We start from the raw sequence: 18,154 nt of genomic DNA, 5'->3' as shown, positions 1-18,154 counted from the left end.
CGACAGGTCACGAACGATACTGCGGGCGAGCAGATCTTGTCGCTGTCGGCGACTCGTCCTCATCCGTCCGGACGATGCGTTCAAGTCCGGACGCACCGTCGAACCGACCGATCGCCACCAGGGCGGCGCCGACCGCACCGATCTCCGGATTCCGGACGTGGTGCACCGCACGCGGGGCCAGCGCCACCGAGAAGGAGTGCCGCCACCACTCGGAGGCGGCGACGGCACCGCCGCCGAGGACAACCTGGACCGGTTCGTCGAGGGTGGACTCGATCGCGGCGACACCGATCCCCACCTCTCGGCAGAGCGCGCCCATCAGTCCGGCCAGGATGTCCACCGCGGTCGTGTTGAAGCCCAGCTCGGACAGGACGCCCGAGCCGGCCGGGGCGAGCCCCGGCGGACGGTCGCCGCCCAGCCGGGAGTCCGCCGCTATCCCGCCGAGCGGCGGCACCCGGGCCAGCGCCCGGTCCAGCTCGTGCCCCTCGGGCAGCCTCATCTCCCGCCGCGCCCAGGCATAGAGGTTGCCGCCGCCGGAGAAGGCGGTGCCGGTCACCACGTGCCCGTGATCCACCCGGTAGCGCCACAGCTCGTCGGGCAGCGGTGGCAGCTCGACACCGGCCGGCACCGGCTGGACCAGCCGCACCGCCGCCGAGGTGCCCACCGTGACCGCCGCCCGCCGGCTGTCGTAGCAGCCGGAGCCCACGTTGGAGGCGGCACCGTCGCCGCTCGGCGGCGCCCACCGGGCGTTCCGCAGCTCCGGCCAGCGCCCGGCGTACTCGGCCCGGAGCCGGCCGAACCAGGCGGCGGGAGCCAGCGCCGGCAGTTCGCCGTGCCGCACCCCGGCCAGCTCGCACGCCTCCGGATCCCAGTTCAGGGTGCGCAGGTCGAGCAGGCCGGTGCCGGAGGCCTGGGAGACCGACATGACCGCCTCGTCGAGGAGGACGCCGAGGACGTACTCGACCAGGCCGGCGAAGCGGATCCGGCCGGGGCCGCACCGCTCCCGCAGCCAGGGCAGCCGGACCGACCAGTAGAACCGGTGCCACCAGGTGCCGGTACGCCGGTGGTAGTCGCCGGGGTCCACCGGCCCGGCCAACCCGGCCGGCGCGGTGGGGCGGGTGTCCAACCAGGTCAGCACCGGCCCGAGCGGCTCCCCACCCGGGCCCAGCGGCACCACCGAGTGCCACTGCGCCGAGGCGACCACGAGTTCGACGCCGCCGAGGTGGCCCGCGGCGGCCAGCTCGTCGAGGCACTCGACGAGGGCGGCGAGGTAGCCCGGCCCGTCCAGGGTGGCCCGGCCGTCGTTTCCGATGACGATCTCGGCCGGTCGCCGGGCCAGCGCGTCGGGCAGCGGCCGGGCGGCCGCGTCCAGCACCAGGCCGCGCACCGACGACGTACCCAGGTCGAGAGCGAGAATCCTCATCGCCGGAAACCGTACCCGTTCGCCGGTGCCGTGCAGGGCAAGGTGGCCCGGGTACCGGCCGCGGGCGGCCCCGCGCGCCCCGGGCCGCCCATCTGGTGGACGGCGGCGCCGAAGGGGCTGCGGTACCGGTGCGTGCTGTCCTAGACTCGGCCCGTGCTCGCGCGACTCAACTCCTGGTGGCCCGCCATCCCGGCGGCCGACCTCCGCGCGTAGCGATCTTCGACGCGGCCGCCCCATGCGGCGGCCGCCACGGTTTCCTCCCCGCCTCCACGGCCACCGCTCGGGACGGTCCCCGGCTGTGAGGACCACCGATGACCCTGCTGAACCACCTGATCCGGACCATCGCCGACGGTGCCGACCCCGGCCCGTTCGCCCTGCTGCGCCGGGACGGCGCCACCGGTCTGGAAGTCTTCACCGGTACCCCGCACACCGTCGCCCGGCTCGCCGACATCCCGCTGCCGGCCGGGCCGGCCGGACCGCGCACCCTCGCCCTGGTGCCGTACCGGCAGGTCACCGAGCGCGGCTTCGACTGTGTCGACGACGGCGCCCCGCTGGAGTGCCTGATCCTCGACGAACCCGACCGGGTCCCGCTGGCCGAGGCGCTGGCGGTGCTGCCCGAGGTGCCGGTACCGGTCGGCGACGCCGGCTTCGACATCGCCGACCCGGAGTACGCCCGGATCGTCGACCGGGTGCTGGCCGACGAGATCGGCCGGGGCGAGGGAGCGAACTTCGTGATCCACCGCTGCTACCTCGGCAACCTGGCCGGTCCCGCACTGCCGGCGGCGCTTGCCGCGTTCCGCCGGCTGCTGACCGGCGAGCGGGGTGCCTACTGGACGTTCCTGGTGCACACCGGCGGGCGGATCCTGGTCGGCGCCTCGCCGGAACGGCACGTCAGCGTCGAGGACGGCCTGGTGATGATGAATCCGATCAGCGGCACGCTGCGCCATCCGGGCCGGCCGGCGGACCGGGCCGAGCTGCTGCGTTTCCTCGCCGACCCGAAGGAGATCGACGAGCTGTACATGGTGCTCGACGAGGAACTGAAGATGATGGCGACCGTGGCCGAGCACGGCGGCCAGGTGATCGGGCCGTACCTGAAGGAGATGGCGAACCTGACCCACACCGAGTACCTGCTCGCCGGGCGGGGCTCGCGCGACGTCCGGGACGTGCTCCGGGAGACGATGTTCGCGCCGACCGTGACCGGCAGCCCGATGGAGAACGCCTGCCGGGTGATCGCCCGGCACGAGGGGCGCGGCCGGGGCTACTACGCGGGGGTGCTGGCCCTGCTCGGCGTCGACGAGGCCGGCCGGCAGACCCTGGACGCGCCGATCCTGATCCGGACCGCCGAGATTTCGCCGGAGGGGCGGTTGCGGGTACCGGTCGGTGCGACCCTGGTGCGGCACTCGACCGCCGCGGGTGAGGTCGCCGAGACGCACGCCAAGGCGGCCGGGGTGCTCACCGCGCTGGGGCTGCGGCCGGAGCCGCCCGCCGCCGGCGACCGCCCCGCCGAGCGCACCCTCGGTGACCGTCCGGCCGAGACGACCGCCGCCGGCGACCGCGCTGCCGGAACGGCCCGCATCAGCGACCGCGCCGCCGGGACGACCGGCACGCGGGTGCCGTCGACGGCCGTGCCGGACCTACCGTCGGACGCCGTTGCGGCCAGCCGGCCGGGCGCCGCCGCACCGGAGCCGGCCGCCGAGGTCCGGCTGGCGGACGATCCGGCGGTACGTGCCGCGCTGGCCGCCCGCAACGTCGGGCTCGCCCGGTTCTGGCTGGAGCAGCGCACGCCGGGTGCCACCGTACGGCCGGAACTCGCCGGCCGGCGGGTGCTGGTCGTCGACGGGGAGGACACCTTCACCGGCATGCTCGCGCACCAGTTGCGGGCGCTCGGCCTGACCGTGTCGGTACGTCCCTGGGCCGAGGTCGCCGAGCCGGGCGGGTTCGACCCGGCCGGTGCCGACCTGACGGTGCTGGGGCCGGGGCCGGGCGATCCGGGACACCCGACCGACCCGAAGATGCTCGCTCTGCGCCAGATGGTCGGCCGGCTGCTGGAGACCGGCGCACCGACCCTCGGCGTCTGCCTCGGCCACCAGGTGCTGGCCGCCCGGCTGGGCCTGACCCTGCACCGGCGCACCGCCCCCTACCAGGGGTTGTGCCGGGACGTGACGCTCTTCGACACCGTGGCCCGGGTCGGCTTCTACTCCAGTTACACCGCACTGGCCGGTGCCGAGGCCCTGGACACCGCTTACGGGTCGGTGCGGCTGGCCCGGGACCCGGTCGACGGTGCGCTGCACGCCCTGCGCGGCCCGACGTACGCCGGCGTGCAGTTCCATCCCGAGTCGGTGCTGAGCCGGGACGGCATGGCGGTACTGACCGAGCTGGTCGGTCGGCTGCTCCCCACCCCGGCCGGCTCGACCCCGGTCGCCGGACTGTCCCGCGCACCGGTGCCCGGGGCCGGCACACCGTCGCCGGGAGCGGGTCGGTAGGTGTCGGGCACGCATACTTCCCGGCATCCCGGGTAGGCATTCGCGTGCCGGTGGTCCGGGCGGGTTGAGAGCCCCCGCCCGGGCCGCCGGTCCGCATCTGCCGTCGGTGACGTCGCCGCCTCCGGCGACGGGTGCGGATCGGCGGGAGATGCGCTGCGGTGTCCGACCGGGTCCTGTCGTCCGACCAGGACTGTCGTCGAACCAGGACCCGTCGTCGAACCAGGGCCTGTCCACCCCGTCCCGCCGCTGGCCCGGAAGCCGCCGGCCTCGGGGCCGTGTGGACGGTCGGCCCGGCGACCGGGCACTCGACGGCGGGACGGAGCCGGGAGTGGGGTGGCCCGCTACCGGTGCTGGGACGTCTACTTCGGTCTGCTCCCGCTCGGCGTCGCCGGCAGGCCGACCGGCTCCGGTGGCCGGGCGGGTGGCGACCGGAGCCGGGTCAGCGGTTGGCCGTCGGGGCGCCCTGCCCGGCCCAGGCGTACAACCCGGTCAGCACGTCGCGGAGACCCGCACCGCGCTCGGTCAGGGCGTAGTCGATCCGGGTGGGCGGGCCGGGGTCCACCCGACGGTGCAGCATTCCCGCGCCGGCGAGTTCGCGCAGCCGTTCCGTCAGTACCCGTCGGGAGACGCCGGGCAGCGCCTCGACGAGGTCCCGGAACCGCGCCTCGCCGTGGCTGAGCACGTACAGCAGGTCAAGGGTCCAACGTCGGCCGAGGAGTTCCAGGGCCGCCGAGGTGTCCGCCGGCAGCTGCCGGCCAGGCACGTCGGTAAGGTCGGTCGAGGCGGTTACTTTTTCAAACCTGGTTTTTCGAGCGGGGATCTGTTCGGCCGGCGGGTCGGCCGGGGCCGAGCCGCCGGCCAGGAAGACGGCGACGCCGTCGAGCACCCGGGCGAGGCCGAACTCGAAGTCGGGCCGCACGTCCGCCGGGCCGCCGCCGGCCTGCCCGACCAGCCGGGACAGCAGCGGAAACCGCCCGCTGCCAAGCCGCTCGCCCAGGCCGGCGAACTCGGCCACCCACCACTGCTCGACGCTCGTCCCGGACCGCCTCGCCTGCTCTGCCTCGGTCTGCGCGTAGCGGGCGGCGCCCTGCACGTAGTCGCTGACGGTGAGGTAGAGCTGGAGCATCGTCGCCGGGTCGAGCCCGAAGCCGTCGAACGCACCGAGCACCCACTCCACGCTGGCAAGCACGTTCGGACCGAGCGGTGGCCGCCGGGTGCCGGCGACGACCGGCAGCACCCACGGATGCCGCTGGTACATCGCCCACTCCCGGCGGGCGGAGAGTTCGATCCGGGCCCGCCAGCCGGCCGGGCCGACCGCCGGATGGTCGATCTCACCGAAGACGCTCTCCACCATCAGGTCGACCAGTTCCGCCCTGCCCGGCACGTACCGGTAGAGCGACATGGCGCCGGTGTCCAGGGCGGCGGCGACCCGGCGCATCGACAGGCTGGCCAGGCCGTCCGCGTCGGCGAGCCCGACCGCCACCCGCACGATGCGGTCCAGGCTCAGCCCTGCGCCGGACCCGGCGTCGACACCGTCACGCTCCATCCGCTCCCACCCCACCGTCGACCGGGTTCGCATCCGATACAGAGTACGCACTCTTGCGTACAGTGTATTCACGCAAGGAGTGCGAGCGACGGAGAGGTGACGATGACCGAGACGGTGCTGGTACGCCCGGCCGGGTTGGCGGATGCCCGGACGATCGCCGTCCTGCTCGGGCGGGCCGGCCACGACGAGGCCGTGTTCGGCTGGGTGGTGCCGGACGAGAGTGACCGCCGGGCGTGTGCGCAGAAGTGGGTCGAGTCCGCTCCGGACTGGCTGGGCGCGCTCCTGCCGGCGGGTGAGCTTCTGCTGGCCGGCGACGAGTCGAACCCGTCCGGTGGCCTGTCGGTGTGGGAGCACCGCGCTGCTTCGTCGGCAGCGGTGTCGGCCGCCGCCGGCACGGACGAGCAGCAGGCGGCCTTCCTCGCCCGGGCCTACGGCCGGTACGCGCCCCGGATGGCCCTGGTCGGCGAGCTGATCGCGGCCCGCCACCCCGACGGGCGACCATACTGGTATCTCCAGCAGATGGTGGTGCTGCCGGAGCTGCGCGGCCGGGGCCTCGGCGGCGCGATGCTGCGCCACCAGCTCCGCCGGGCCGACGCCGACGGGATCGGCAGCTACCTGGAGGCGAGTTCACCGCGCAACCGCGCCCTCTACCAGCGGTACGGCTTCCGGTCCTGCGCCGAGCCGATCCGGTTGCCGGACGGGGGCCCGACCCTCCAGCCGATGTGGCGGGAGCCCCACCCCGGTCAGCCGCCCTCGTAGCCCTCCCGGCCGGTGGACCGGGTGCTGGCCAGCCAGATCCCGAAGCCCATCGCGAGGATGGCGGGCACCTCCAGCAGGAGCCGGAGCCCGCCGAAGGAGAGCGTCTCGTGGAACGCCGTCACCCCGATCACGACGCTGGCGACGGGATCCACCAGGGTTATCGCGGTGAGCGGTGCGGCCAGTGGACCGTTCTGGAAGGCGTTCTGGTTCAACGCCACCGAAGCGAACCCGACCAGGGCCAACGCGTACAGGTGCCAGTCGGCGAGCGTGGAGAGCGGATCCCGGCCGACCCGGTCCGCCACGGTCTTGAGCAGGGCTGCGGTGCCGGCGTAGAGCAGCCCGCTGGCGATCCCGAGCAGTGTTCCCCGGGCGGCGTCGGTGGCCCGGTGGGCGAGGAGCAGGCAGATCCCGACCAGGGTGCCACCGATCAGCGCCATCCCGAGCCAGCCCGTCAGGGACGGCTCCGCGACCCCGGCCCGGGGTCGGGCGGCGGCGAGGAAGACGGTCAGCCCGAGGACGCAGGCGGCGACCGCGGTGACGTCGCGCGGATGCGGTCGCCGGTGGTCGAGCGCGGCCTCCAGCGGGATCGCCAGGAACATCCCGCTGATCAGCAGGGGCTGGATGAGGGTCAGCGGCCCGAACCGGAGGGCGACCGCCTGTAGGACCGTACCGGCCAGGTCGGGGATCTTGGCGAGCAGCCAGGCCTTCCGGCGCAGCAGCCGGATCAGCAGTCGCGGGTCGGCGGCACCGTGCTGCGGCTCCTGTCGCGCGGCGCGCTGTTGCAGGGCGGCACCGAGGGCGAAGCAGGCGGCGGAGCCGAGCGCCAGCGCGGTAGCCGCGCCGTTCACCCGGCGGTCCCGGCATCGGACGACGGCGCGCGATCCGTATCCACACGGATACGCTACGTGTTGTAATCGCTGCTCAGGGACGGTTCCGCGCGCCGGCCGCCGGTCCGCCCGGCCGACACCCTCCGCTCGACCGATGCTCTCCGCTCGGCCGATGCTCTCCGGCCAGCCGGCGCCCTCCGGTCGGTCCGCCGGGTGGCGGCGAAGTTCAGGAACCCGCCGACGGACGACCGGACCGACCGGACCGACCGGAAGATCGTTCCGGCCGGTCCGGGCAGCGGCACGCCGTGATCCGGCTCAGGACGCCAGGGTCCCGCCGGCCCGCCCCTCGTGCAGGGTGAGGTTGCGGCCGTTCGCCGGGTCGAACAGGTGGATCTTCTCCAGGTTGAACCAGATCCGCCGGTCCTCCCCCTCGGCGACCGTGGACTCCGCCGACAGCCGGGTCACCAGGTTGGCCCCGGTGCCGCCGAGATCCTCGGCGCCCGCGTCGGCGGCGAGTTCCTCCAGCTCCGCCGCGCTGGCCCGCTCACCGGAAACGGTGAGATAGACGTACTTGTCGGAGCCCATCGACTCGACGATCTCCACCGGCGCCTCGAACTCCATCCCCCGGCCCCGGGTCTGCTCGTCGACCAGAGCGGCGTCCTCGAAGTGCTCCGGCCGGATGCCGAGGATCAGCTCCCGGGGGGCGTCCTCGGCCGCCAGCTCACGCCGGAGCCGGTCCCCCAGGCGTACGTCGCCGATCGCCGTCCGCAGCGTCTCGTCCTCGATCGCGGCGTGCAGGAAGTTCATCGACGGCGAGCCGATGAACCCGGCGACGAAGAGATTCACGGGGTGGTCGTACAGCTCCTGGGGCGGACCGACCTGCTGCACCGCGCCGCCCCGCATGATCACCACCCGGTCGCCGAGCGTCATCGCCTCGGTCTGGTCGTGCGTGACGTAGACGGTCGTGGTGCCGAGCTGCTTCTGCAACCGGGACACCACGGTACGCATCTGCACCCGCAGTTTCGCGTCGAGGTTGGACAGCGGCTCGTCCATCAGGAACGCCTTCGGGCTCCGGACGATCGCCCGGCCCATCGCCACCCGCTGCCGCTGCCCGCCGGAGAGGTTCGCCGGCTTGCGGTCCAGCAGCGCGGTCAGTTCCAGCACCTTGGCCGCCTCGTCGACCTTCTGCTCGATCGTCGCCTTGTCCAGCTTGGCCAGCCGGAGCGGGAACGCCATGTTCTCCCGGACGGTCATGTTCGGATAGAGGGCGTACGACTGGAACACCATCGCGATGTCCCGGTCCCGGGGCGCCTTGTCGTTGACCCGCTCCCCCGCGATCCGCAGCTCGCCGGAGCTGATGTCCTCCAGCCCGGCGATCATGTTGAGCGTGGTCGACTTCCCACAGCCCGACGGGCCGACCAGGATCACGAACTCGCCGTCCGCGATCTCCAGGTCGACGTCCCGGACCGCGACCGTCCCGTCCGGGAAACTCTTGCTCACCTTGTCCAGCACGATGTCAGCCACTGCGACCTCACCCCTTGACGGCGCCGGACGTCAGGCCCGACACGATGCGACGCTGGAAGAACAGCACGAACAGAATGATCGGAATCGTGATCACCACGGCGGCGGCGCAGATCGCCCCGGTCGGGTCCTCGAACTGCGACTCCCCGGTGAAGAACGACAACGCCACCGGCACCGTGCGGGACCGCTCGGTGGAGGTCAGCGAGATCGCGAAGAGGAAGTCGTTCCAGCAGAAGATGAAGACCAGGATCGCCGTGGTGAAGACCCCGGGAGCGGCCAGCGGCGCGATCACCCGGCGGAACGCCTGCCCCGAGGTGGCCCCGTCCATCTTGGCGGCCTTCTCCAGGTCCCAGGGGATCTGCTTGAAGAACGCCGACAGGGTGTAGATGGCCAACGGCAGCGAGAACGTGATGTACGGCAGGATCAGCCCCGGCCAGGTGTCGAACAGGCCGAGCGACCGCTCGATCTCGAACAGCGGCGAGACGAGCGAGACCTGCGGGAACATCGCGATCAGCAGGGAGACCCCGACCAGCAGCTTCTTGCCGGGGAAGTCCAGCCGGGCCACCGCGTACGCGGCCATGGTGCCGAGCACCACCGCGATGGTGGTGGCGATCAGGGCGATCCCGATCGAGTTGCCCAGCGCCCGGACGAACTGGTTGGTGGAGAAGATCGTCCGGTAGTTGTCCAGGGTCCACTCCCGGGGGATGAAGTTCCCGTCGGTGAGCGTGCCGGTGGTCTTGAACGACAGCGACGCGATCCACAGCACCGGTACCAGTGCGAAGACCACCACCACCACGTCCAGCAGTCCCCACCGCCACTTCGCTCGGGCGGTGGTGTCGGCGGCGGCCATCAGAGTCCCCTTCCGTTCGCGACCGTTGCGTTCACGACCGCGGTGCTGCGCCGTGTCGTCGGCGGCGTCATCGGCGGCCTCCCTCGTCCGTGCTGCCCGGGGCAGCGGTACCGAACAGCTTCACGAAGACGAACGCGATGATCGCCACGGCCAGGAAGATCAGCACCGACATGGTCGACCCGATCCCGAGGTTGAGTCCGCGCATCAGGTTGTTGTAGGCGAGCATCGACACCGACGAGGTCTCGTTCGCACCGGCGGTCAACACGAAGATGTTGTCGAAGACCCGGAACGCGTCCAGGGTGCGGAACAGCAGCGCCACCAGGATCGCCGGCTTCATCACCGGCAGCATGACCTTGGTGAACCGCTGCCAGGCGGTGGCGCCGTCCATCGAGGCCGCCTTGAGCAGGTCCTCCGGCACCAGGGCCAGCCCCGCCATCAGCAGCAGGGCCATGAACGGGGTGGTCTTCCAGATCTCCGCCAGCATGATGATCGCCAGTGCGCTGGCCCGTTCCGTCAGTGGCGCCCCCTCGCCGAAGAGCGTGGCCAGGTAGCCGGTGCCGGGCGTCCAGGCGTACCGCCAGGAGAAGGCCGCGACGACGGTGACGATGCCGTACGGGATCAGCGCGGAGGTGCGGACCAGCCCGCGCCCGACGATGGTCCGGTGCATCACGATGGCCAGGCCCATGCCAAGCACCAGTTCGACGGCGACCGTCACGACGGTGATCAGCATGGTCACCCCGAAAGCGGTCCACCAGTAGTCGTTGGTCAGCACCGTGACGTAGTTGGACAGCCCGACGAACTCCCGCTCGTCCGGGAACTTGAGGTCGAACCGCTGCAACGACAGCCAGACGGAGTAGAGGATCGGATAGGCCGTCACCGCCAGCATCACCAGCGCGGCCGGGGCGCAGAGCAGCCAGGCCAGCCGGCGCTCGGCCCGCTTCCCCTCGCTGAGCGCCGTCCGGTCGCGCCGGCCGCGCCGGGGCGCCGGCACCGGACCGGCGGCACCGGTCCGCTCCGCGGCGGTCTGGGACTCGGTGTCCGTACTCACGGCAGCACCCCCTTGGAATCGAGCGCGTCCTGGGTCGCCTCGCGCATCCGGTCCGCGGTCTCTTCCGGGTCGATCGCCGACGGCGGCGAGAGCATCGCCGACAGCACGGTCGAGATGTTCTGGTACGCCGGACTGCGCGGCCGGGTCGCCGCGTTCTTCAACTCCTCCAGGATGGTGTCCCGCATCGGGTACGCCTCGGCCATCTCCGGCTCGGCGTAGACGCTCTCGATGGTCGGCGGCACCCCGTCGTTGATCGCGGAGAACTTCTGGTGCTCGGCGTCGCGCAGGCAGGCGGCGGCGTCGAACGACTCGTCGGGGTGCTCGGAGTAGCTGCTGACCCCCAGGTTGAACCCGCCGATCGTCACCTTGCTGGGCACTCCCGGCCGCACACCGGGGAAGCGGGCCCACTTGACCTTCTTCGCCAGCTCCGGATCGGCCTCCTGCATCGCCGGATAGACGAACGGCCAGTTGAGCTGGAAGGCGCCCGTCCCGGACTGGAAGTCGAGCCGGGCCTGGTCCTCGATCGTGTTCGAGAACGACGAGGTGGTGACCCCCGCGGTGGCGAAGTCGCGCAGCACCTCCAGGGCTCGTACGGCGCCCTCGTCGAAGACCGCCTTGCTGCCGTCGTCGCTGATGATCTGGCCGCCGGCGCTGGCCACCAGCGTGTTGTAGAGGACGACCAGCCCCTCGTACTGGGCGCCCATCGTGATCACCCGGTACGGCTGGCCCCGGTCCCGCAGCTGCTGCGCCATCCGGATCATCTCGTCCCAGGTCTGCGGCGGCTGCTCCACCAGGTCGGAGCGGTACCAGAGCAGTTGCACGTTCGTGTTCTTCGGTGCGGCGTAGAGCTTGCCCTCGTAGCGGGCGGTCTCCAGCGGACCGGCCAGGGTGCCGCGCTCGACCTCGGCCTGGCGCTCGCCGGTCCACTCCAGCAGCCAGCCGGCGCTGGCGAACTCCTGGGTCCAGGTCACGTCCAGGCCCAGGATGTCCATCCCCGAGTCCTCGGCGGCGAGCCGCCGGACCAGTTGCACCCGCTGGTCGTCGGCGGCCCGGGGTAGCACCCGGTACGCGATCCGGTACCGGCCGCCCGCCCTGGCGTTGCAGCTGTCGACCACCTTCTGGATGTTCTGCTCGGTGGTGTAGTAGAGGTTGATTGTCGGCACGCCGCCGTCGTCGCCGGAGCCGCAGGCGGCGAGTGGGGCCAGCAGGGTCAGTCCGGCCAGGGCAGCCGCGAGCCTGAACCGGCGGCGCCGCCCGGAGCCGACGCGTCCAGGTCCGGTCCCGTCGTTGCGCTCACGGTCCGGCTGATCGGACCGCTTCCGGGCTGGCCGATCGGGCTCAGTCATGCCGGCCTCCCGCCCTACTCGGCGTTCCGCCCACGTCGGCGTCCGCCGATCTCGACCTTCGGTGGCCCCCCGCCGACCACGTTGCGCGCGCCTGGTGACCGTTCATCGCGTCGCCCTCCCTTTCCACGACGGGCCGGGGCGAGGCCGTCCCGGCACACGGCGAAAGCACCCCGCCTCCAGCCGCAGGCGAACCGCCGGACCGGGCGTAGGTGTCGGATTACCCCCACTGCCCAGGCGTCCGGCGCCCGAAACATCGACGAAACCCGGTCCCGCCGACGCCCGCCCCGGTGCACGGAAGGGCCCCTTCCTATCGCTTTTCGTATAGGAAGGGGCCCTTCCCTGCACCTCAGGCCGGACGGGGCGGCGTGGCTGGCAGCAGGGCCGATTCCAGGTCCAATGTGGTGTTCCCGCAGGCCGTCACCTCGGCTACCGTGGGTGCTGCCTCCGGCGCCAGCGGTGTCGCCGTCGACGCCGACACGCTCACCGGGCCGGCAGCGCGCCCGACCCGGCGCGTCCCGGCCCGGACCGATCCGAGCGGCAGGCTCCGACAGGTGAAACGCGCCCCGTCCCCGCGATCCTCCGGCAGGATCGTCTGCAAGAGGAGGTGCCGACGTGCGGAACACCCGGGAACGCACCCTGTCCTTCGAGGTCAGCGGGCCACCGCCGGTCAGGACCGAGGCACTGTCGATCTTCGCCGCCGGGCACCGGCAGGCCGCCCGGGTCCGTACCCTGCTCCAGGCCGCCTGCGCGGCCTCGCAGCGCACCGGCTGGACCGCGTTGACCGAGCCGGTCGCACTGGAGATCGTGCTCCGCTGCCCGCCCGGCCGCCGGACCTCCGACGCGGCGACCCTGATCGGCGGGATCGCCGCCGTGCTCCAGGACAAGAAGCGGGCCGCCGACATCGGCCTGGCCCACCTCGGGGTACTCGCCGACGTCGCACTCTACGTGGACGACCGGCAGGTCCAGCAGGTCTCCTACCGGGAGGAGCCGGCCGAGGAGATGTCGTACCAGGTGCGGGTGACCAGCCTGCCGCCACCGGTCTGAAGCCGGGTGCCGGTCGCCGGGGGCCCGAGCCGGACGACGGCGGAACCACCACCGGTACGCCGGAGCGGAACCACCACCGGTACGCCGGATCCGGTTTGGCCGTCGCCCGCCGCTGGGTACGCGGTCGGCGACCGACGGGTGACGGGGACCGGCGGGCAACGGCACCGGCGACGAAGGGAGCGGTCATGTCGGAGCCACACGTCACGCTCGACCCCACCGGTCTGGACCCGGAGCGGCGGCACCTGCGCGGTCCGCTGGAGGAGCAACTCACCTCCGCGCTGCGCGCCGCCACCGACCGGGTCCGGGCGGAGTACGCCGGCGAGCCGGTCGAGCAGGTCTGCCAGCGGCTGCTCGACGAGACCCGGGCCGGGCTGCATCCCGACATCGCCGAGGGCTTCACCCCGGACATGGACGAGTTCTGCCGGGTGGCCGTGGCGATCGTCCGGCAGGACACCGCCGGATCCGGCTGAGCCGCCCCGGTCCGTTGCCCGTCCGGCGGCCGCAGCGTGGGACCACCGCCGAACCGGCAAGATCGACGGCTGTCGGCGTACGGACATTGGCCGGGGGCCTCCGGCCTCCGTACACTCAGTGCGCCGTTACGGCCGACCGTGCGCGTCCCGCGTCCCCTGCACCGGATCCGGTCGATCTCTACGGGAGGCCAAGTGCCCGCACTGCCGTCCAGCGTGCCCGCCGCGGTGCTCGACACCACCTCCACCGCCCTGCTGACCGCCGCCGAGAACGGCGAGGTGACCTGGTACAACCGGGCGGCCCAGCGGCTCGGCCAGTTGATCGGCGCGGACATCGGCTCGCTGCCGTTCCGGGCCGCCACCCCGGACGGGCCGCCGGTCGAGCTGCGCTGCCGCACCGCCGACGGCGCGGTACGGCACCTGCGGGTCACCTGCCGACGGCTGCCGCCGCCTCGGCGCGCCGACCCCGAGCCGGACGACCAGCTGGTCTACGAGCTGGCCGACGTCACCGAGCAGCGTGCCGACCGGCGCCGGGCCGAGGACTACGCCTGGCGGCTGTCCCACATCGAGCAGCTGGCCCGGGTCGGCACCTGGGAGTGGCACCTCCCCACCGACCAGGTGGTGTGGTCGCCCACCCTGAAGGCGATGATCGGGCTGGCCCCGGAGACCGCGCTCGACTATCCGACCTACCGGACGCTGATCCACCCGGACGACGTGGCGATGATCGAGGCGACGCTGGACCGGGCGATCCGGGAGGCCGACTCGTTCACCTACACCCACCGGATGTACCAGGCGAACAGCCGGCAGATGCGCATCCTGGAGTGCTACGGCGAGGTCTTCACCGACGAGTCCGGCCGGCCGCTGCGGATGCTGGGCACCGCGCACGACATCACCGAGATCCGACAGGTCCAGGACGAGCTGGCGTACCTGGCCGAGCACGACCCACTGACCGGGCTGCCGAACCGGCGGGCACTTACCGCGAGGCTGAGCCAGCTCACCGGCACCGACGGCCGGACGGCGGCGGCGCTGCTCCTGATCGACATCGACAACTTCAAGGACATCAACGACCTGCGCGGGCACGCGATCGGCGACGAGGTGCTCCGGCTGCTGGCCCGGCTGCTTCCCGACCACCTGCCCGCCGAGGCGGTGCTCGGCCGGCTGGGCGGGGACGAGTTCGCCGTACTGCTGCCCTGCTGCGACGCCGACCGGGCACTCGCGATCGGGGCCGGGCTCTGCGACCTGGTCGCGCGTACCCCGCTGGCGGTGCGCGGCGAGCCGCTGCGGGTGACCCTGAGCATCGGCGCCGCGCCGCTGGACACCGCCGACGACGACACCCTGCTGCTCGCCCACGCCGACCTGGCGCTCTACCAGGCCAAGGGCGAGGGTCGCAACCGGGCCCGGCTCTTCGCGCCGGAGCAGCAGCGCCAGGCGGCCCACCGGGTCGACCTGGTCTCCCGGGTACGCCGCGCGCTGGACACCGGCCAGCTGCAACTCGACGCCCAGCCGATCATCGACCTCGCCGACGAGCGGGTGCGCAGCTACGAGCTGCTGATGCGGGTACGCGACGACCAGCACCGGCAGATCGGCCCCGGTGACTTCCTCCCGGCGCTGGAACGCGGCGACATGATCTACGAGCTGGACCGCTGGGTGGTGGAGACCGCGACCGCGGCCCTCGCCTCGGCCCGGTCGGCCGGGGTGGAGCTGCGGCTGGACGTGAACATCTCCAGCCGCTCGCTGGAGGACCCGAGCTTCGGGGACTGGGTGGTCGGCACGCTGGCCGCCGCCGGCGTACCCGCGACGCAGCTCGGCCTGGAGATCACCGAGACCACCGCGATCGCCAACCTGGCCGCGGCCCGGCGGCTGGCCTCCACGCTCACCTCGGCCGGCTGCCGGTTCAGCCTGGACGACTTCGGCGCCGGATACGGCTCCTTCGTCTACCTCAAGCACCTGCCGTTCAGCGCGGTGAAGATCGCGGGTGAGTTCGTCCGGCAGGCCGACCACGGCGGCTCCGACCCGATCCTGATCGACGCGGTGGTCCGCGCCGCGCACGGGCTCGGGATGCGGACCGTCGCCGAGCACATCGACCGGCCCGAGCTGGTACCCGTGCTCCGGCAACTCGGCGTCGACCGGGGGCAGGGCTACCACCTGGGCCGCCCCGAGCCGCTGCACCAACTGATGGCCCGGACCGTCACCCGGGGCGGGGTCTCCGCGACCAGCCGCTGACCGGGCCCGGGCAGCGCAGGAACCCGGCCAGCGCCTCGTCGGCGCAGCCCCGGCTCAGGAACCGGCCAGCGCCACCACCTCGTCGGCGCAGCCCCAGCTCAGGGTGACCCCGGCGCCGCCGTGCCCGTAGTTGTGGACCAGTCGGGCCGCACCGGCCACCCCGGGCGTCTCCTCGGCCAGCCGGGCACCGCCGGTCCGGCCCGGCCGCAGCCCGGCGAGCTGCCCGAGCACCGGTGCCCCGGCCAGCTCCGGCACCAGCCCGACGCACCGGGCCAGGATCGCCGACGCGGCGCCGTCGTCCGGTCCGGTCCCGGTCCGGTACGGCTCGAAGGTGCCGCCGAGCACCACGTCCCGGGCGCGCGGGTGGACGTAGGTGATGCCGGCCGGGTTCGCCTCGTCGCGTACCGAGGTGGTGAGGCCGGGGTTTGCCACGAGCACGATCCGGCCCCGGACCGGGTGCACCGTCGGGTCGTCGGCGAGCTTGCCGGCGGCCAGCCCGGTCGCGTTCACCACCAGTGGCGGACGCCGCGCCGAGGGCCACATCCCGGCTGCGATCTCGGGTACGTCGGTGAGCCGGTCCACCCGGTGCCGGCGTACCGGCACGTCGAGCCGGGACAGCCGGTCGACCAGCCAGTCCAGGTACGGCCCCATCTCGACGGTCGGCACCGTGAACCGCCACTGGCCGGCGTACCCGTCCGGGGGCGGGACGGGGCGGAAGTCGGGGACCGCCGGGGCCCACCACGGGTCGGCGGTCACCGGCTCGCGCAGCAGCATCCGGGTCGGCCGCATGACGACTCCGGGTACCTGCTGGCGGGCCTGTCCGGCGAGGACCTCGAAGGTGCGCCGGGCCCAGCCCAGCACCCGGGGGTCGGCACTGGTCCGGGTCGGGTACCAGACGGCGGCGGCGATCCGGGAGACCGTGTCGACCGGGTCGTCGGCGGTCAGCACGGTCACCCGGGCACCGGCCTCGGCCAGCCGCACCGCGCTGGTCAGTCCGACCACCCCGGCACCAACCACCACGACGTCACCCATTCGTCAAGCGTGCCGGTCGACCCGGCCAGGCGTCCAGCACCACGCTCGCGAACCCTGCGGGCGGGTGGCAGGGCAGGATGCCGGGAAGGGCCGAGGGAGCGGGTTCCCCGATTCGCCGGGGTTGCGGCTTCACCGACTTCACCGTGACGGCGGGTCGCCGGCAGCCGGTCCCGGTGCTCGGCGCGACGGCGTGGCGCCCGTCGCCGACGCCAGGCGGGCCCTGGTGCGGGCCGGTGCCGTCCGGGGCAGCGTGGCGATGATGTCGGCGAGCGAGACGCCGGCGAGGCTGCGCCGCCACGCGTCGTGCGCCTCGGCCATCTTCTCGGCGAGGACGCAGGTGTTCCGGCACTCCTCGGGAGAGAGCGCGCCCAGGCCCTGCTGGCGGATCTCACGGCACTCGTACGGCGAAGCGGTGCCGTCGACCGCCTCCACGATCCGCAGCAGTGTGATCTCGGCCGCCGGCCGGGCGAGCCGGAACCCGCCGCGTGGGCCGGTCGTCGCGACCAGCACGCCGGCCTTGACGAGTCCCTGCAGTTGCTTGGCCAGGTAGGCCGCCGGGATGTCGTAGTACTGCGCGAGCTGCGCCGCCGACGCGGTGGCTCCGGGATCGAGCTGCGCCAGGGTCGCGGCGCAGTGCAACAGCCATTCGGTGCTCACCGGCAACTTCACCCGGTCAGGCTATCGCGGATATTGCGGACCTGCAAAGTCCGTAATATCGTCGGCCAGGTAACGAGAGGAAGGATCGTCATGCGAATCGCAGTCGTCGGGGCGACCGGGAACATCGGCGCCCGCACCGTCACCGCCCTCGAACGGGCCGGGCAGGAGGTGGTGCGCATCAGTCGCGCGCTGGGCGTGGACCTGTCGACCGGTGAGGGACTCAACCATGCCCTCACCGGCGTCGACGCGGTCGTCGACGTCAGCAACGGGCCGGCCACCGACCGTGCGGAGGCGGTGGAGTTCTTCGGCACCGCCACCCGGAACCTGCTCGCCGCCGGGGAGCGGGCCGGCGTCCGGCACCACGTCCTGCTCTCGATCGTGGGGATCGATCGGGTCGAGGGCAACGCACACTACGCCGGCAAGCGCGAGCAGGAGCGTCTGGTGGCCGCCGGCCCACTGCCCTGGACGATCGTCCCGGCCACGCAGTTCCACGACTTCGCCGCGATGGTCGCCGGTTGGACCGAGCGGGACGGTGTCGCGACGATCGCACCACTGCTCGTGCAGCCGATCGCACCCGCGGACGTCGCCGACGTCCTCGCCGGGATCGCGGTTGGCGAGCCACGGGGCCGCTACCCCGACGTCGCCGGCCCGGAGCCGCAGGACCTCGTCGACATGGCACGACGGACCAACGAGGCGCGCGGCCACCGGGTGAAGCTCGTGCCGACCTGGTCCGGGCGCTTCGGCCCGGCGATGGCCGGCACCGTACTGCTGCCCGGCGAGGGGGCCCACATCGCGCCGACCACCTTCGACGAGTGGCTCGCGGAACAGCGCCGGGACCACACGGCCGACCGGCACGCCGCCGCCGACCCGCGCCCGGCAACCGGGCCGGCGACTCTCTGACAGCTCCGGGCCGGACCCGGCCGGCGAGGCG

15 protein-coding genes are annotated in these 18,154 nt (G+C 73.1%); 6 read left to right on the top strand and 9 right to left on the bottom strand.

Annotation, left to right across the window (positions count from 1 at the left end; translation table 11 throughout):
* Positions 1–7: 7 nt before the first annotated feature.
* The gene (locus ACN28A_RS27795) at positions 8–1,420 is read right to left on the bottom strand and encodes an FGGY family carbohydrate kinase (RefSeq protein WP_421399853.1); all 1,413 of its coding nucleotides are present in this window, start codon (positions 1,418–1,420) and stop codon (positions 8–10) included.
* 311 nt (positions 1,421–1,731) lie between these two features.
* Between ACN28A_RS27795 and ACN28A_RS27790 the strand changes: the two genes are divergently transcribed.
* A complete protein-coding gene (locus tag ACN28A_RS27790; RefSeq protein ID WP_421399851.1) occupies positions 1,732–3,903 on the top strand; it encodes an anthranilate synthase family protein in 2,172 nt (723 codons plus the stop codon).
* Positions 3,904–4,342: 439 nt separating this feature from the next.
* On the opposite strand, the gene ACN28A_RS27785 is transcribed toward ACN28A_RS27790, so the two are convergent.
* On the bottom strand, positions 4,343–5,482 hold the full coding sequence (locus ACN28A_RS27785) for a winged helix-turn-helix transcriptional regulator (RefSeq protein ID WP_421399849.1): 1,140 nt from the start codon (positions 5,480–5,482) through the stop codon (positions 4,343–4,345).
* 69 nt (positions 5,483–5,551) lie between these two features.
* Here ACN28A_RS27785 and ACN28A_RS27780 point away from each other — a divergent pair, with 69 nt between their 5' ends.
* On the top strand, positions 5,552–6,208 hold the full coding sequence (locus tag ACN28A_RS27780) for a GNAT family N-acetyltransferase (RefSeq protein WP_421399847.1): 657 nt from the start codon (positions 5,552–5,554) through the stop codon (positions 6,206–6,208).
* On the opposite strand, the gene ACN28A_RS27775 is transcribed toward ACN28A_RS27780, so the two are convergent.
* From ACN28A_RS27775 to ACN28A_RS27755, 5 genes are all read right to left on the bottom strand, one after another.
* Complete coding sequence (locus ACN28A_RS27775; protein ID WP_421399845.1) at positions 6,193–7,056, bottom strand: DMT family transporter; 864 nt, start codon at positions 7,054–7,056, stop codon at positions 6,193–6,195. The two genes, ACN28A_RS27780 and ACN28A_RS27775, sit on opposite strands and share 16 nt — an antisense overlap.
* Positions 7,057–7,350: 294 nt before the next feature.
* Positions 7,351–8,559: an ABC transporter ATP-binding protein gene (locus tag ACN28A_RS27770; protein WP_421399842.1), complete on the bottom strand. Its 1,209-nt coding sequence runs from the start codon at positions 8,557–8,559 to the stop codon at positions 7,351–7,353.
* Between the two features lie 7 nt (positions 8,560–8,566).
* Positions 8,567–9,406 carry a carbohydrate ABC transporter permease gene (locus tag ACN28A_RS27765; protein WP_421399840.1) on the bottom strand — a complete coding sequence of 280 codons (840 nt, stop codon included), beginning with the start codon at positions 9,404–9,406 and terminating at the stop codon, positions 8,567–8,569.
* A 67-nt stretch (positions 9,407–9,473) separates the two neighbouring features.
* Positions 9,474–10,454 carry a carbohydrate ABC transporter permease gene (locus ACN28A_RS27760; RefSeq protein ID WP_421399838.1) on the bottom strand — a complete coding sequence of 327 codons (981 nt, stop codon included), beginning with the start codon at positions 10,452–10,454 and terminating at the stop codon, positions 9,474–9,476.
* Entirely contained in the window at positions 10,451–11,800 is a 1,350-nt protein-coding gene (locus ACN28A_RS27755) for an ABC transporter substrate-binding protein (protein WP_421399836.1), read from the bottom strand. Before ACN28A_RS27755 ends, ACN28A_RS27760 begins: the two co-directional genes overlap by 4 nt.
* Before the next feature lie 612 nt (positions 11,801–12,412).
* On the opposite strand from ACN28A_RS27755, the gene ACN28A_RS27750 reads away from it, so the two are divergent.
* The 3 genes from ACN28A_RS27750 (at position 12,413) to ACN28A_RS27740 (ending at position 15,534) form a co-directional block, all read left to right on the top strand.
* Positions 12,413–12,844: a hypothetical protein gene (locus tag ACN28A_RS27750; protein WP_278061073.1), complete on the top strand. Its 432-nt coding sequence runs from the start codon at positions 12,413–12,415 to the stop codon at positions 12,842–12,844.
* 185 nt (positions 12,845–13,029) lie between these two features.
* Positions 13,030–13,314: a hypothetical protein gene (locus tag ACN28A_RS27745; RefSeq protein WP_421399834.1), complete on the top strand. Its 285-nt coding sequence runs from the start codon at positions 13,030–13,032 to the stop codon at positions 13,312–13,314.
* A 192-nt stretch (positions 13,315–13,506) separates the two neighbouring features.
* Positions 13,507–15,534, top strand: a complete 2,028-nt coding sequence (locus ACN28A_RS27740; RefSeq protein WP_421399831.1) for a putative bifunctional diguanylate cyclase/phosphodiesterase — start codon at positions 13,507–13,509, stop codon at positions 15,532–15,534.
* Between the two features lie 54 nt (positions 15,535–15,588).
* On the opposite strand, the gene ACN28A_RS27735 is transcribed toward ACN28A_RS27740, so the two are convergent.
* On the bottom strand, positions 15,589–16,566 hold the full coding sequence (locus ACN28A_RS27735) for an FAD-dependent oxidoreductase (protein WP_421399828.1): 978 nt from the start codon (positions 16,564–16,566) through the stop codon (positions 15,589–15,591).
* Between the two features lie 138 nt (positions 16,567–16,704).
* Entirely contained in the window at positions 16,705–17,235 is a 531-nt protein-coding gene (locus ACN28A_RS27730) for an RrF2 family transcriptional regulator (protein ID WP_421399826.1), read from the bottom strand.
* 78 nt (positions 17,236–17,313) lie between these two features.
* Here ACN28A_RS27730 and ACN28A_RS27725 point away from each other — a divergent pair, with 78 nt between their 5' ends.
* On the top strand, positions 17,314–18,123 hold the full coding sequence (locus ACN28A_RS27725; RefSeq protein ID WP_421399824.1) for an SDR family oxidoreductase: 810 nt from the start codon (positions 17,314–17,316) through the stop codon (positions 18,121–18,123).
* The last annotated feature ends 31 nt before the right edge of the window (positions 18,124–18,154 follow it).

This window comes from Plantactinospora sp. WMMB782 (assembly GCF_049179135.1).
Classification (GTDB): domain Bacteria; phylum Actinomycetota; class Actinomycetes; order Mycobacteriales; family Micromonosporaceae; genus Plantactinospora.
The sequence above is the reverse complement of the archived record's forward strand: the minus strand, read 5'-3'. Positions and strand labels throughout refer to the sequence as shown.